Source organism: Erwinia sp. ErVv1 (assembly GCF_900068895.1).
Taxonomy (GTDB): domain Bacteria; phylum Pseudomonadota; class Gammaproteobacteria; order Enterobacterales; family Enterobacteriaceae; genus Erwinia.
In genome coordinates this window covers 11,555-12,292 of sequence record NZ_CDPK01000026.1, presented here as the reverse complement: position 1 = coordinate 12,292, position 738 = coordinate 11,555, and the positions used below count along the sequence as shown (strand labels likewise).

General features: G+C 41.1%; 1 protein-coding gene. It reads right to left on the bottom strand.

Features of this window, described 5'->3' with window-relative positions; translation table 11 throughout:
- Positions 1-285 precede the first annotated feature (285 nt).
- On the bottom strand, positions 286-366 hold the full coding sequence (locus A1830_RS21980) for a hypothetical protein (RefSeq protein WP_231877699.1): 81 nt from the start codon (positions 364-366) through the stop codon (positions 286-288).
- Positions 367-738 lie beyond the last annotated feature (372 nt).

Genomic DNA, 738 nt, shown 5'->3' with positions numbered 1-738 from the left:
AACGTATATTTAATGGCTCAGTCATTATTGACGATGATTTTGGCTTTTCACTTATATTGCCATCACCTTATGATGAAATCGGGGATAGCATCGAAAATATACCTAGTGATTTGATATTTAAAGAAATATATGTTTCTGATTTTTCTTCATGGCGATCAGGTTATTGAATGAGGCTGGATGTTAATCTCTTCGATACAGCTAGTCATTGAAAAGCACTGAGAAAACCACCATAAATAAAAGCCGTAAAAATCCTCTCTGGATCTTTACGGCTAATTTTATCAGTTGCTATTCCTGCATATTACCTCGTTGCACCTGAATCACCACCTTACCAGGCATCAAGCTGAGCGCTAGCGGTTGCCCGGTCAAGCCGCACTGTGTCAACCAGTCTCGTTTCAGGGAAGAGCATTTTCACTGGGATGCGGCCGGTAACCAGACGGACAGACCCGGACAGACAGTCTGGCAGAACCTGCTCCAGAGGCTGAGAGGGGCACGCTGGCGCTACGATGGNAATAAAACTATAACGATCGCCACTAATCATGAAGGTTTAATCTTCTCAATTGGTTGCAATCAAGAATATAAAGGGAAGTATAAAAACATATTACATACAGGGCAATCGATGAAAGAGGTTATTGCTTCAACTGAAAAGCAACGTATATTTAATGGCTCAGTCATTATTGACGATGATTTTGGCTTTTCACTTATATTGCCATCACCTTATGATGAAATCGGGGATAGCAT